The sequence below is a fragment of the Promicromonospora sp. NPDC023987 genome, assembly GCF_040639055.1.
Taxonomy (GTDB): Bacteria; Actinomycetota; Actinomycetes; order Actinomycetales; family Cellulomonadaceae; genus Promicromonospora.
In genome coordinates this window covers 15,462-28,982 of record NZ_JBEZZF010000029.1, presented here as the reverse complement: position 1 = coordinate 28,982, position 13,521 = coordinate 15,462, and the positions used below count along the sequence as shown (strand labels likewise).

The following is a 13,521-nucleotide window of genomic DNA, read 5'->3' as shown; positions in this document are numbered from 1 at the left end:
GATGCGTCCCGACGCACACTGACCGATGTGTGACTCACTACAGATCGAATTCTCTCCCGTCCACGACCCGCAGCACGGTCCGCCGTCGCAGCCCCTGGGGCGCCACCGTACGAGGTGCCGCCGCTGCGGGCAGCGCTCTCGCCGTCGCGCTGCTGGCCACCGCTTGCACAACGGCCAGTGCCGCGGAGCCAGGGGAGCCGGCGGTCGCGCCGTCGGCAGTCTCCGAGGCGACGCCGGTGCCCAGCGTTCCCGCCGAGCAGGCCGCGGCGCCCGGCAAGGGCGAGCCGTCGGCCGCTCCTGCCGAGGAGTCCACGCCGGTCGAGCCGTCGGCCGCCCCCGCCGAGCCGTCGCCGGTCCCCAGCGTTCCCTCTGAGTCCGCTCCGGAGCCTGCTGGTGCCGGTGAGTCGGCGCAGGAGCCGATGGATGCCCAGGAGCCGTCCTCGGCACCGTCCTCTGCCCCGTCGGACGAGCTGTACACCACCGGCTAGTAGCCAATCGCGGCCGCCCCACTGGCCTGCCGGGCATGACCGGGTCGGTGGGGCGGCCGGGGCTCGTGGAGGCCGGGGTTTCCCGAGGTCAGCCGGCGTTCTTGGCCGCTGCCTTCTGGGCCTTCTTGAACGCGCGGACCTCGAGCAGCGCCTCGGCGCTCGTCACGTCGGCGATCGAGCGGTGCGAGCCCTCCTCGCCGAACTCGCCGGCGGCCTCGCGCCAGCCCTCCGGCTGGATCTCGCGCTGCTTGCCGAGCAGCGCGAGGAAGATCTTGGCCTTGCGCTCCCCGTAGCCGGGCAACGCGTTGAGCCGCCTCAGCACCTCACGGCCGGTCGGGGCGCTGCCGTCCGAGCCGGGCGCGGTCCAGACCTTGGCGGCGTCGCCGTCGTACTCGTCGACGACGATGCGGGCGAGGTCCTGGACGCGGCCCGCCATGGACCGCCCGTAGCGATGGATCGCCGGGGGAGTGGTCGCCATCGTCACGAACTCGTCCGGGTCCGTGTCGGCGATGGCGTGCACGTCGAACGAGCCCATGCGGTCGCGGATCTTGCGCGGGCCCGCGAACGCGTGCTCCATCGGGTACTGCTGGTCGAGGAGCATGCCGACGAGGAGCGCGAACGGGTCGTCGCTCAGCAGCTTGTCCGTGTCGGGGTCGCCGGTGATCCACAGGTCGGTAGCCATGGATCTATCTTGCCTCGTGTCGGATCCATCGACACTCGATTGACAGGTAGCTGCGCATAGGCGAAATTACTTGTCTTGTCGTTGCTTCCTGTTGGTGAGGTCGCTGAGCGGACGCCACTCGGGGCGGAGGGGGCATTGCAGATGTGGGTGTACTCCGCTGAGCGCACGATCGTGGACTGCTTCCGCCTCGCCCACCTCGAAGGTCAAGATGTCGCACATACCGCGCTGCGTCGCTGGGTGCAACGACGAGGGAGCACTCCGTCCGCCCTGCTACGCGTGGCAGCGGCGTTCCCGCGTTCGGAGCCGCGGATCCGGCAGGCACTGGAGGTTCTCCTGTGAACAGGCCAACCCGCGACACCCCAGATGATCGCGCCTACCTGGACGTTCGCAACCTGGCCGGCAGCGACGGATCCGCAGACACCTCGGCCCTTTCTTCCCGAAAGATCCCCCACACATGGGGTGGTGCGGAGGACCCGTCAGGTGGACCGTGGAGGGATGGACCCCAGCACGGACGCGGCCTCAGCCGATGCAGTCGCGCAACGTCTCTTCGGCGCTGTCCTCGGCACCGTCGACCTGATGTCGACGTTCTTGGGAGACCGCCTGGGCTGGTACCGCTCACTGGCCGAGGAAGGTCCCGCGACGCCACCCCAGCTGGCCGCACGCACCGACACGGACGCCCGCTACGCCCGCGAATGGCTGGAACAACAAGCCGTCACCGGTCTGCTGCACCTTGACTCGGACGGGGCTGCCGACGAACGTGTCTTCAGCATCCCACCGGCCACCGCGGAGGTACTGACGAACCAGCACAGCCTCAACTTTCTGGCTCCCATCGGCCGGATGTTCGGCGCGGTCGGTCCCGCGCTCCCGCGGTTGCTCGAGGCGTACCGCACCGGTGACGGGGTGAGCTGGGACGAGTTCGGCGATGACGCACGCGAGGGCCAGTCGGACGCGAACCGGCCATGGTTCGAGCACCAGCTGGCCGACGCGCTCGCCGGTGTCGAGGACTTGCATCGGCTGCTTGCGCGCCCCGGCGTCCGCATCCTCGACGTTGGCTGCGGTGGCGGCTGGTCGAGCATCGCGCTGGGCCTGGCGTACCCCACCGCTACGGTCCACGGGATCGACATCGATGCACCGTCGGTGTCGATGGCTACGGACAATGCCCAGGCCGCCGGCGTCGCAGACCGGCTCCAGTTCTCCGCCGGTGACGCCGCCGATCTTCCGGCCGATCGCTATGACGTGGCCTTCGCCTTCGAGTGCGTCCACGACATGCCCCGGCCGGTCGACGTGCTCACAGCCGTCCGGAAGTCGCTGACGCCCGGCGCTCCGTTGATCGTGATGGACGAAGCGGTGGCTGATTCGTTCGCGCCGGACGGTGACGAGGTCGAGCGCCTGATGTATGGCTACAGCCTCTTCATCTGTCTGCCCGACGGCCTCTCCAGCCGGCCGAGCGTAGCCACTGGGACGGTGATGCGCCCGCCCCGCCTGCGGGAGTACGCCGAGGCCGCCGGTTTCGGCGAGTTCGAGGTCCTGCCGATCGCGGACTTCTCGTTCTTCCGCTTCTACCGCCTCAGCTGAGAGCGTCTTCAGCGCGCCCTCAGGGAATCAGCCGGTCCACGACCTCCAGCGTCTCCGAGACGAAGTGCCCGTCGTCGCGCACCACCAGCGTCCCGCCGAGGCGGTCGAACATTGCCCGGCCCTGCTCCGCGTCGCAGCCGAACTCGTCGGTCACCGAGTTCACGAACACCAGCTCGCGAGCGTGGGACCGGATGGCAGGCCAGTCGTAGCGGTCCTGCAGCACGGGCTCGTCAGCGTCGTTCGGCTGCGTCGAGTACCCGGCCACGAGCACGGCCTGAGCCACGATGACGTCGAGGTGCTCCAAAAGCGCCAGCAGCAGCGCCGCCCCGCCGGAGTGCCCCACCAGCACGGTGTCCGCGTCGAAGGTGTGCGCGGCGAGCACCTTCGGCAGAAACGTCGCGATCGGCTCGGCGTTGGTCCCGGGATGGTGCGGAGTCTCGACGTCGTACCCGCGCTCGCGCAGGCGGTCCGCTAGCCACGGGTACCAGATCCAGGCGGGTTCGGCGTGGGTCCCGTGGAAGATGATCGCCCGGCGTCCCATCAGCCTCTCCTCGTCGCTGGACCCGGGCCGGAGCTCGCCAGCGGTGCCGCCGGCTCCACGACCAGGTTGACCTGGTCGAGCAGCGGCTCGAACCCGATCGACTCGTACACCCGGTTCGAGACCGGGTTGTCCTGGTCGGTGTACAGGCAGACCCGGTGGCCGACGTCGAGCGCCTGCTGGGCCACCTCGGCCACGAGGGCGCGGGCGTACCCGTGCCCGCGGTGCTCGGCCGGCGTGTAGACGGGACCGATCCGGACCACGCCGAACGACGGCGGCCGCATCCCGGTCAGGTGCACCACCTCGCCGTCGACGTCCCACAGCCAGACGCCGCCCTCGTCGATCCAGCGCCGGGCTCCCTCGATCCGCAAGGGCTCGGCGTCGGGTGTCCGTCCCGCCTGGGCGTCGGCCTCCGCGTGGAACACCTCGAACCAGGCGGTGACCAGGTCCAGGTCGTCGGGCGTGGCACGGCGTGCGCGGCCCGACGGCGCGGGGTCGGGCGGCGTGATGCGCGTCGCCTCCCACAACCTGTCCGGTATGCCCTCACGGGTGGTCCCGTCCGTCGTCCGCAGCACCTCGTCGATGAACGCTCTTACGGCGGGGACGGGGCCGTTCGCCGAGGTCAGCGGTGCGTCGCCGGCGCGAGTGGTCCGGTCGAGGGCGGTCCGGGCCAGCAGTCGCGCGGCGTCGTCGGGCAGGGCGGGCACCCAGACCGTGTGCGGCCGGTGCGGCATCGTGCGCATCGACACGCCGACGACGGCGCCGGCCGGGTCGCGCACCACGGCCCACCACATCGGGTGCTCCGGCCGGGGCGCACCGGGCGGGAACGACCGCACCGCGTGATGCGTCACCGACGCGACGACGCTCCAGACCACCGGTTCCGCGGCCAGCAGATCGCCAGCCACGGCGAGCACGGCCGCGGGATCATCGAAGAGCTCGACGCTGTGTGCGCTGGTCATGCGGAAATCCTGGCACGCGGTTCGTGAGCCGAGCGAGTGGTCGGCAGAACGTCGCAAGATCGGCACCTCGGGCTGCCGATCATCTGACGTTCTACCGACCACGCCCCCCGACCCAGCCACCCACCCAGCCACAGTGTCAGCGGACCAGCCGGACCTCCAGCACGTTCGTGTCCGGGTCGGTCGCCGTGACGCCGTCGGGCAGAAAGCCGGCGCGCTGGAAGAACTTGCGCGCGCGCGGGTTGGACGCGAACGTCCAGAGCTGAGCCGGCGTCCCGGGCGGGAGGGCGTTCTCCAGCAGGGCGTGGCCCACGTTCGTGCCGTGGAAGTTCGGGTCGACGTACAGCTCGTGCAGCTCGACCGCCCGGACGGGGCCGTGGCCGAGGTGCGGGCCGGACGGGTTCTTCATCGCGAAGCCGACGATCTTGTCGCCCACTTCGGCGACGAGCGCCTTGTTGCCCGCGGCGAGGATGCGCATCCAGCCCTCGGTGCGGGTGCCGAGCGTCTCGGTTTCCCAATGCTCGGGCGGCAGGAGCTCGCCGAAGACCGCGCGCCGGGTGGTCCAGTGCACTGCGGCGACACCCACGGCGTCGTCCGGCGTCGAGGCGCGGATGTGGAAGTCAGACATGGGTGGAACGGTAACCCGACTACCTGACCATGCGTACCTCGGCGAGGTCCGCGGTGCTCGCGTCGACGATCCGCGTGCCCTCCGTGACGAACCCGTTGCGCTCGTAGAAGCGGCGGGCGCGCGGGTTGTCCTCGGCCACCCACAGCTGTGCGCCGGTACCGGGCGGCACGACGGCGTCCAGCAGTGCCTGCCCGACGCCGGTCCCGTGGTGCGCCGCCAGGACGTACAGGAGGTACAGCTGCCGGCCGCGGATCGGCAGCACGTGCTCCTGCTCCACGGCGTCACCGGACATCGCTATGCCGACCACCTCGCCGTCGACCTCGGCGACCAGGGGCGCGGCGCCGTTCGCGAGCCATCTCTCCCACGTCGACGTGCGGCGCTCGAGCGTGGCCGTCGCCCAGAACTCGGGCGGGAGGACCTCCCCGTACGTCGTCACCCAGGTCGTGTGGTGCACTCGGGCGACCGCGGCGGCATCAGACAGCGTGGCTCTGCGCAGGTTCACGACGCGAAACATACTCCCGCGCGGGAGCTCCCGATGACACCCTGCCGACTCGACGGACCGACTCGACGGACCGACTCGACCGACCGGCCCGACCTGCTGGGTCAAGCCGCGTGCAGGGTCCCGACCAGGCACTCCTCGACGCCGGCCGCCGACAGGAGCTTCGACGGCACCGACGCCAGCCACCCGACGGCCTCGTAGGCGGGCACGAGACGCACGTCCTTCACGACGAACTCCGAACCCGCCCGCGTCAGCCGGACCGTCCCCGAGCTCATCGTGTTGCGGGCCCAGTCGGTACCCGAACCCCACGGCAGCGGCAGCACGGCCAGGATCTCCTGCTCGGGCCGGGCCGCGAACGCGAACACGGGAGTGGTGTGCGTCCTGCCGGACCTGCGTCCCACGTGGTGCAGCACGACCCATGGCGGGACGCGTCCGGCGACGCGGAGGACCCACGGGTTGAGAACCTTGCCTGCCTTGACGACGAGATCTGGAGCGGCCATGGCTCCCATCATGGTTCAGGTCGGCCGATCCGTCAGCCCGGGAGGCGGCACGAGCGCTGGCCGACCGTCGGCCCCCATCTCAGCCGCGCTCGAAGGAGAGCACCGGACGTCCCGTGCGCGGGTGCGTCAGCACATCGACCCGCACCCCGTACACCGGCTCCAGCACCGCCGGGACGAGCACCTCGCCGACCGGCCCGGCCGCGACGACCCGGCCGCCGTCCAGGAGGACCAGGTGGTCGCAGGTCGACGCCGCGAGGTTCAGGTCGTGCAGGGCGGTGACGACGGTCACGCCGTCCGCCGCGAGCTCGCGCAGCACCCGCATGGCATGCAGCTGGGCCGCGATGTCCAGGTGGTTGGTGGGCTCGTCGAGCAGGATCAGGCGAGGCTGCTGGGCCAGCGCACGGGCCATGTGCACGCGCTGGCGCTCGCCGCCCGACAGCGTGCCGACCTCACGGTCCGCGAGCTCCCTCGCCCCGGCGGCGGTGAGGGCCGAGTATGCGGCGGCCCGGTCGGCGTCCGAGTCGCCCGCGAGCAGGGAACGGTGCGGTATCCGGCCCAGCAGCACCGCGTCGAGCGCCGACAGCGGAAGGTCCGTGCCCGCGTCCTGCTCCACGAGCGCGAGCACCCGGGCGCGCTCGCGGCGGGGCAGCGACCCCAGGTCGGCGCCGTCGAACGTCGTCGCCGCGTGCGGAGCGGACGACGGCGCGGGTGCCCTGCCGTCGGACGGCGACGTGGCGCGCCCTGCCTGCTGCACCCCGGCGAGGACCCGCAGCAGCGTGGACTTGCCCGAGCCGTTCGGCCCCAGCAGCCCGGTGACGGCGCCGCTGGGGGCGACCACCCCGACGTCGTCCAGCACGAGCCGCCCACCGATCTCCCAGGAGATCCGTCCACCCACCAACCCTCGTTGAGTGCTGGGTATTCGCGCTGTCGAGGGGGTCTGGGTGGACAAATATCCAGCACTCAACGGTGGTTTCCTCTCCAGAGGAGGACGGCGAAGACCGGGGCGCCGATCGCGGCCGTCACGATGCCGACCGGTAGCTCTCGTGGCTCGAACACGGTGCGGGCCAGGGTGTCGGCCCAGACCAGGAACGAGGCCCCGGCCAGTGCCGACAGGGGCAGAAGCAGGCGGTGCCGTGCGCCGGTGAACAGCCGCACGGCGTGCGGCAGGATCAGGCCGACGAAACCGATGGACCCGCTCTGCGACACGAGCGCTCCCGTCAGCAGCGCGACGCCGATCAGCAGGATCCATCGTGCCCGGTTCACGGGTACCCCGAGTGCCGCTGCCGCGGTGTCCCCGAACGTGAACGCGTCCAGCACGGACCCGGTGAGCGCCAGCATTGTCCCCAGCACCAGGACGGCGCCCCCGGCGATCGCGACCGACGTCCACGTCGCCGACGCCACCGAACCCATGAGCCACGACAGGACCTCGCGGAACGCGTCGCCCTTGGCCGACCAGAAGATCACGAACGACACGGCGGCCGCGCAGAGCTGGCTGATCGCGAGGCCCGCCAGCACCGTGCGGGTGGGCGTGATCGTGCCGAGCGCACCGGCGAGCGAGAGTGCGAGGGCGAGCGCCCCGACCGCGCCGACGAACGCCGCGACCGGCAGCAGCAGCGGGACGCCCGCTAGCAGCACGAGCACCGCTCCGAGCGACGCGCCCGACGACAGCCCCAACAGGTACGGGTCGGCGAGCGGGTTGCGCGTCAGCGACTGCATGACCGCGCCGCACAGCGCCAGGCCCGCGCCGACGGCGGCGGCGGTGAGGATGCGGGGCATCCGCAGCTGCCAGACCATGCCGTCACGCAGGGTCGGCAGCGGCTCCAGCCCCAGCGCTCCGCCGAGCCCGAGGTGTGTTGCCACCGACCTGCCGACCTCGGACAGCGCCAGGTCGGCCGGGCCGATCGTCACGGCGACGCCGATGCTCAGGACCAGCACGACGGCCGCCGTGGGGAGGGCGAGCCAGGGTCTCGACAGGCTCGACCCGCGGGTGCTGGCCGGGCTCACAGGGCCAGGTCCGCCAGCTGGTCCACGACCGAGGCGACGGCGTCGACGTTCCGCACGCCGGCCTCGGTGGCCGGGAACGGCACCACGACGTAGCGCTCCTCCTTGACCGCCGTCAGCTCACGGGTGGCGGGGTTCGACTCCAGCGTCTCGATCTTCGCGTCCGCCGGGTTCCACGCGGCGTCGACCAGCACGAGGACGTCCGGGTCGGCCTCGATGACGTTCTCCCAGCCGAGCGAGGTCCAGGTGTCGTGGACGTCGGCCGAGACGTTGGTCAGCCCGGCCGCCTCCATGATCATCTGCGGCGCGCCGATACCGGCGCCGACGTACGGGGTGTCGTCACCGGAGGACCACCACAGAGCCGTCAGGCCACGGTCGTCGGGCTCGATGGCGTCGAGCCCCGCCCGCTGCTCGGCCACGAGCCGTGCCGCGGCGTCCTCGGCGTCGAACAGGGCGCCGACCTCCTCGATCTCGTCGAACACGGTCTCGAAGGTGAGCGGGTCCGGCATGTACCCGTCCTCCTTGCAGGCCGCCGGGGAGACGTACGTGGCGACGCCGAGCCGGGCGAGCGTCTCGCGGTCACCTGCGGTCTCCGCGGTCAGGTTCGACTCCCAGCCCGCGTAGACCAGGTCGGGCTCGAGCGCGAGCGTCGCCTCGGAGCCGGGCGCTTCGTCGGCGAACGGTTCCTCGACGGCGGGCACGGTCTCCAGCGAGTCCGGCACGGGCCCGTCGAGGAAGGCCGAGCCGACGATCCGCTCGCCCAGACCGAGCGCCAGCAGCATCTCCGTGGTGGACGACTTGATGGTCACCACGCGCTCCGGCGGCGCCGCGACCTCCGTCTCGAACCCGCAGTTGTCCAGGGTGACCGGAAAGTCGCCCGACGGCGTCGTCGTGCCCGCGGCGCTCGCCTCGCCGGAGGCGGTGGCCGAGCAGGCGGCGAGGGCGAGTGCCGCGACGGCGGCAAGGGCGGGCAGTACGTACGCGCGAGCGGGACGGACGCGGTGGGGGTGCACGCGATGGCTCCAGGGGTCGACGAACAGCCCACAGCCAGGAACGGCCATGGGGTGAGCAGCGACGCGCCATCTCGCGTCCAGGCGGGAAGCGGCTCACAGTGAGAGCCGCATCAGCGGGCCAAAGCAGGGCCCGCGACCCGTTCGTCACGATACACCGGCGCCCTCGGGCGGCCCCTGCCGATTTCGCTCTCGGCGTCGGGCGCGGGACCGCCCGTCGGGGCCTGCCGGGCCCACCCAGCGCGCGACTGGAATCGGGCGTGCCTACGGTGGAGACGACCCGCGACGGCACGGGAGGTCTGCCATGACGAACGACCCGGAGAATCCTGCAGCGCACAACCCTGACCCGGAGCCGGACGGCCGCACGATGCCGCTGAGCGGCAACCTCCAGCCGGGCGAGACCCCGCCCGAGTCCGACCAGGTGAGCGCGCCGCAGGGCCACGAGGAGCACGGTCCGCCGCGCTGGGTGCCGTGGGTGTGGATCGTGGCGATCCTGGTCGTGGCAGGGCTCGTCGCCACACTCTTCGGCGGCTACGCGGCCGGCCTGCTGAGCTGAGGGGCGAAGCACTACAGTGCGGCCATGAGCGACAGCACCGCCCCCGAGACCCGTCCCGAGACCACGCCGAACCGCCGCGCCCTGGTGACCGGGGCGTCGTCGGGCATCGGAGCCGCCACGGTGCGCCGGCTGCGCGCTGACGGCTGGGACGTCGTGGCCGCGGCCCGCCGCGCCGAGCGGCTGGACGCGCTCGCCGCGGAGACGGGATGTGAGGTCTACGTCGTCGACCTCACCGACGACGACGCCGTGGCCGCCCTCGCGGCCCACCTCACCGCCACCGGCGGGCTCGACGCCGTCGTGAACAATGCGGGCGGCGCGTTCGGGCTGGACCGTGTGGAGGACGCCGACCTCGACGACTGGCGCCGCATGTACGAGATCAACGTCCTCGGCACGCTGCGGGTCACCAAGGCCGTGCTGCCCCTCCTGCGCGAGGCCGGTGCCGGCAAGGGCGTCGCCGACGTCGTGAACGTGACCTCGACCGCCGCCCAGGGAGCCTACGAGGGTGGTGCCGGGTACACGGGCGCCAAGCACGCCGAGCACATGCTGTCCCAGACGCTGCGCTGGGAGATCGCCGGCGAGCCCGTGCGGGTCATCGAGGTCGCCCCGGGTGCCGTGGCCACCGAGGAGTTCGCGCTGGTCCGCTTCGGCGGCGACGCGGAGAAGGCCGCCGCCGTCTACGAGGGCTACACGCCCCTGGCCGCCGTCGACGTCGCCGACACCATCGCCTGGACCCTGTCCCGGCCGGACCACGTCAACATCGACCTGGTGACGATCCGGCCGCGTGCGCAGGCGCACAACTCGAAGATCGTGCGGGGCACGGGCATCTGACCCGGCGCGCAGGCGGGCTGCGGTCGTTGGTGGGCCGCTTGGTTGGTGGGCTGCGGTCGTGACTTCGGTCGGTTGGGATGAGATCGGCCGGTTGACTGACCGATCTCATCCCAACCGACCGAAGTCACACCCGGGGCCCGGACCAACCGACCGAAGTCACTCCCAGGACCTGCGCTGACAGGTCCTTACAGGCTCATGACGGTTCGCTCGCGCACCCCGCCGAGCTCGCGTTCGCGTGCCAGGGTAGGCGTATGACTCAGGCAACCGAGAGTCCCGCGAACCCGCGGGCCGACCGCTCCCCGCACGACACCTGGTGGGCCGCGCTGGCCGGTGTCCTCGCGGGCGCCGCGGGGCTGGCCGTCGCGGAGCTCGTCGCCGCCCTCATCGCGCCGGGCGCGAGCACCCTGTTCGCCGGCGGTGCCGCCGTCATCGACGTCGTGCCCCCCTGGCTCAAGGACTTCGCCGTGCAGGCGTTCGGCACCAACGACAAGGCGGTGCTGCTCGGGTCGATGGGTGTCGTCCTGGCCCTGGGCGCGGCGCTCGCCGGCCGGCTGGAGCTGCGCCGTCCGCCGTCGGGCGCGCTGCTGATCGCAGCCGTCGGTGTCGTCGGAGCGATCGTCGCGATGCTGCGCCCGGGCGCGACGCCGTTGTGGGCACTGCCCAGCATCGTCGGGATCGGTGGCGCGATGATCCTGCTGCGGCAGGCGATGGCACGGCTGCGGCCGGTCGCCGACCTGCGCGCCGACTCGGGAAGCACAGTCGACCGGCGCGGGTTCCTGGTCGTCACCGGGATCGCCGCAGGCGTGACCGTGCTGGCCCTGGTGGGCTCGCGCGTCGTGTCGGCGGGTGCGGCGGCTGTGAACGTCGTGCGCGAGAAGATCCGCCTGCCCGCCCCGCGCAAGGCCGCGCCGGCGGTGCCGGCCGGCGCGGACCTGGAGGTCGACGGCCTGGTCCCCTACATCACCCCGAACCAGGAGTTCTACCGCATCGACACGGCCCTGCGGGTGCCGCAGCTCGACCCGGCGGAGTGGTCCCTCGAGGTGCACGGCATGGTGGACGAGCCGTTCACGATCACCTGGGACGAGCTGCTCGCGCTGCCGCTCGAGGAGCACCACGTGACCCTCTCGTGCGTGAGCAACGCCGTGGGCGGTGACCTCGTCGGCAACGCCCTGTGGCTCGGCTATCCCGTCCGGGCCCTGCTGGAGCGGGCCAAGCCGCAGGCGGGTGCGGACATGGTGCTGTCCCGCAGCGACGACGGCTTCACCGCCGGGACGCCGCTGGACGTCCTGCAGGACCCGGACCGGGCCAACCTGCTCGCGATCGGCATGAACGGGGAGCCGCTCCCCGTGGACCACGGCTTCCCCGCCCGGCTCGTGGTGCCCGGCCTGTACGGGTACGTGTCGGCCACCAAGTGGGTCACCTCGCTCGAGGTCACCACCTTCGACGCCGACCAGGGCTACTGGACGCCCCGCGGCTGGTCGGCCCTCGGCCCGGTCAAGGTGCAGTCGCGTATCGACGTGCCGCGCGGGTTCGCGTCGGTGACACCCGGCGCGGTGACGGTGGCCGGCGTCGCGTGGGCGCCCCACACCGGTATCGGCGCGGTGGAGGTCCGGGCCGACGACGGCGACTGGGTCCCCGCCGAGCTCGCCGAGACCGTCGGCTCGGACACGTGGCGCCAGTGGCGGGCGTCCCTCGACCTCGATGCGGGCGACCACACGCTCACGGTCCGCGCCACGGACGCCGACGGGCTGGTCCAGACCGACGCCGAGGCACCGCCCGCCCCGAACGGTGCCACCGGCTGGCACACCGTGAACGTCAGCGTGGGCTGACCCTCGGCGCCCACCTCGGCACCCACCTCCGGCGCCCTCCTCGGTGACGTCGTCGCCGAGGAGCCCGCGCGGGCGCCCTCGGCGCCCCGAAGTGCCGTCCCGCGACCGAGAACGGTCAGCAGTACGACTCCGGCGCGGACGAGGTGGCTGCGGCCAGCAGGTCGTGGAGCTGGGCGCGCTGCTGCGGCGTGAGCGCCTCGAAGACGTCGTCCTCGACAGCGGTCAACGCGGTCTCCGCCTTGCAGAGCAGGCTGACGCCGTCGTCGGTCAGGGAGACGACGTGCCGACGCCGGTCCTCCGTCGACCGGCGCCGCTCGACCAGGCCCCTGCCCTCCAGCTCGTTGAGCAGGCCGACGACGTTGGTGCCGTCCAGGACGAGGGCGGAGGCGAGGTCGCGCTGGGTGATGTCGCGGCGCTCGCGGAGCACGGTGAGGGCGACGAGATGCCTGGTGCGCAGACCGAGCGGGGCCAGCGCCGACTCGGACCGTCGGCGGAGGTGGCGCGCGAGATAGTCGACGAGCGCGCCCGAACGACGCACCGACTGCTCCAGGACCGGCAGCTCGTCCACGGCAGCTCCTTTCGTCGGCACGGCCTCGCGCTCCCAGCCTACGGGAGCGCGAGGCCGTGACGTGCGGGATCACGCCGCGAGCAGTGCTCAGGCGAGTGCGGCGGCGGACGCCCAGAGGTCGTCGACGGCAGCCTCGGCCTGACGCAGGCTCTCCTCTGCCTGGGGTACCAGCTCGGCCATCGCCGGATTGACGTGGGCGAGCGTCAGCTCGGCGGTGATGAACCGCGGCTCGAGCCCGAGCAGCGCCACGCCGTGGGGGAGCCAGGCTGTCGCGTGGTCCCAGCCGTGGCGCGGGGCACCCTCGGCGTAGCCGCCACCGCGCGAGACGAGGACGACGAAGTCCCGGCCGCCCAGCAGGCCCCTCCCGGAGTCGGGGTCGATGGAGAGACCTGGCGCCATCAGATGGTCGACCCAGGCCTTCACGCTGCTCGGGGCGCCGTAGTTGTAGATCGGCAGCCCCAGCAGCACCGTGTCGGCGGCGGTGACCTCGCCGACGAGCTGCGAGATCCGCGCCCACGACTCGGCCTGGGCGGGGGTGTGCTGGTCCTGGGGAAGCTGGCGGCTGAGGTTGGCCGTGCTGTCGAAGTGGGGCACGGGCGCTGCGGCGAGGTCGCGGTACGTCACCGTCCCGTCGGGGTGCGCGGCGCGCCAGGCGTCGGCGGCACGCGCGGTCAGCTGCCTGCTGACGGAGCTCTCGCCCTGGATGCTCGCGTCGAGGTGCAGCAGTGATGCCATGGTCGTTTCCTCCTGGTGATATCTCCGGCCGGCCGGATGAGGCCTCCAGTGTCAATCATTAGTGGACGACATACTATTTCCGGACCGCCATGTGATCTGAGTCACGGCCGGGGGGAGCGGCCGCAGGG

16 protein-coding genes are annotated in these 13,521 nt (G+C 72.2%); 5 read left to right on the top strand and 11 right to left on the bottom strand.

The window, feature by feature from the left end; all coding sequences use genetic code 11:
- Window positions 1-29 precede the first annotated feature (29 nt).
- Window positions 30-488: a hypothetical protein gene (locus tag AB0F40_RS14535; protein ID WP_357468462.1), complete on the top strand. Its 459-nt coding sequence runs from the start codon at window positions 30-32 to the stop codon at window positions 486-488.
- 88 nt (window positions 489-576) lie between these two features.
- Here the strand turns inward: AB0F40_RS14535 and AB0F40_RS14530 are convergent, their stop codons facing one another.
- Window positions 577-1,170 carry an HhH-GPD-type base excision DNA repair protein gene (locus tag AB0F40_RS14530; RefSeq protein ID WP_357468459.1) on the bottom strand — a complete coding sequence of 198 codons (594 nt, stop codon included), beginning with the start codon at window positions 1,168-1,170 and terminating at the stop codon, window positions 577-579.
- A gap of 495 nt (window positions 1,171-1,665) precedes the next feature.
- Between AB0F40_RS14530 and AB0F40_RS14525 the strand changes: the two genes are divergently transcribed.
- On the top strand, window positions 1,666-2,745 hold the full coding sequence (locus AB0F40_RS14525; RefSeq protein ID WP_357468456.1) for a class I SAM-dependent methyltransferase: 1,080 nt from the start codon (window positions 1,666-1,668) through the stop codon (window positions 2,743-2,745).
- Window positions 2,746-2,764: 19 nt separating this feature from the next.
- Here the strand turns inward: AB0F40_RS14525 and AB0F40_RS14520 are convergent, their stop codons facing one another.
- The 8 genes from AB0F40_RS14520 to AB0F40_RS14485 form a co-directional block, all read right to left on the bottom strand.
- Window positions 2,765-3,286: an alpha/beta hydrolase gene (locus AB0F40_RS14520; RefSeq protein WP_357468454.1), complete on the bottom strand. Its 522-nt coding sequence runs from the start codon at window positions 3,284-3,286 to the stop codon at window positions 2,765-2,767.
- On the bottom strand, window positions 3,286-4,242 hold the full coding sequence (locus tag AB0F40_RS14515; protein WP_357468451.1) for a GNAT family N-acetyltransferase: 957 nt from the start codon (window positions 4,240-4,242) through the stop codon (window positions 3,286-3,288). Before AB0F40_RS14515 ends, AB0F40_RS14520 begins: the two co-directional genes overlap by 1 nt.
- Window positions 4,243-4,378: 136 nt before the next feature.
- A complete protein-coding gene (locus AB0F40_RS14510) occupies window positions 4,379-4,867 on the bottom strand; it encodes a GNAT family N-acetyltransferase (protein WP_357468448.1) in 489 nt (162 codons plus the stop codon).
- Window positions 4,868-4,886: 19 nt separating this feature from the next.
- Complete coding sequence (locus tag AB0F40_RS14505; protein ID WP_357468445.1) at window positions 4,887-5,369, bottom strand: GNAT family N-acetyltransferase; 483 nt, start codon at window positions 5,367-5,369, stop codon at window positions 4,887-4,889.
- A 101-nt stretch (window positions 5,370-5,470) separates the two neighbouring features.
- On the bottom strand, window positions 5,471-5,866 hold the full coding sequence (locus AB0F40_RS14500; protein ID WP_357468442.1) for a hypothetical protein: 396 nt from the start codon (window positions 5,864-5,866) through the stop codon (window positions 5,471-5,473).
- Window positions 5,867-5,945: 79 nt separating this feature from the next.
- Complete coding sequence (locus tag AB0F40_RS14495) at window positions 5,946-6,761, bottom strand: ATP-binding cassette domain-containing protein (RefSeq protein ID WP_357468439.1); 816 nt, start codon at window positions 6,759-6,761, stop codon at window positions 5,946-5,948.
- Between the two features lie 65 nt (window positions 6,762-6,826).
- On the bottom strand, window positions 6,827-7,840 hold the full coding sequence (locus tag AB0F40_RS14490) for a putative F420-0 ABC transporter permease subunit (protein WP_357468551.1): 1,014 nt from the start codon (window positions 7,838-7,840) through the stop codon (window positions 6,827-6,829).
- Window positions 7,841-7,866: 26 nt separating this feature from the next.
- Entirely contained in the window at window positions 7,867-8,880 is a 1,014-nt protein-coding gene (locus AB0F40_RS14485; RefSeq protein WP_357468436.1) for a putative F420-0 ABC transporter substrate-binding protein, read from the bottom strand.
- Between the two features lie 301 nt (window positions 8,881-9,181).
- Here AB0F40_RS14485 and AB0F40_RS14480 point away from each other — a divergent pair, with 301 nt between their 5' ends.
- The 3 genes from AB0F40_RS14480 to AB0F40_RS14470 all read left to right on the top strand — a co-directional run bounded on the left by AB0F40_RS14480 (window position 9,182) and on the right by AB0F40_RS14470 (window position 12,090).
- Complete coding sequence (locus AB0F40_RS14480; RefSeq protein ID WP_357468433.1) at window positions 9,182-9,433, top strand: DUF6480 family protein; 252 nt, start codon at window positions 9,182-9,184, stop codon at window positions 9,431-9,433.
- A 24-nt stretch (window positions 9,434-9,457) separates the two neighbouring features.
- Window positions 9,458-10,261, top strand: coding sequence for an SDR family oxidoreductase (locus AB0F40_RS14475; RefSeq protein ID WP_357468431.1), 804 nt, complete (start codon window positions 9,458-9,460; stop codon window positions 10,259-10,261).
- 251 nt (window positions 10,262-10,512) lie between these two features.
- On the top strand, window positions 10,513-12,090 hold the full coding sequence (locus tag AB0F40_RS14470) for a molybdopterin-dependent oxidoreductase (RefSeq protein ID WP_357468428.1): 1,578 nt from the start codon (window positions 10,513-10,515) through the stop codon (window positions 12,088-12,090).
- Window positions 12,091-12,205: 115 nt separating this feature from the next.
- Here the strand turns inward: AB0F40_RS14470 and AB0F40_RS14465 are convergent, their stop codons facing one another.
- Together AB0F40_RS14465 and AB0F40_RS14460 are read right to left on the bottom strand one after the other, a co-directional pair.
- Window positions 12,206-12,658, bottom strand: a complete 453-nt coding sequence (locus AB0F40_RS14465; RefSeq protein WP_357468426.1) for a MarR family winged helix-turn-helix transcriptional regulator — start codon at window positions 12,656-12,658, stop codon at window positions 12,206-12,208.
- 87 nt (window positions 12,659-12,745) lie between these two features.
- Window positions 12,746-13,393: an NAD(P)H-dependent oxidoreductase gene (locus tag AB0F40_RS14460; protein WP_357468423.1), complete on the bottom strand. Its 648-nt coding sequence runs from the start codon at window positions 13,391-13,393 to the stop codon at window positions 12,746-12,748.
- Window positions 13,394-13,521 lie beyond the last annotated feature (128 nt).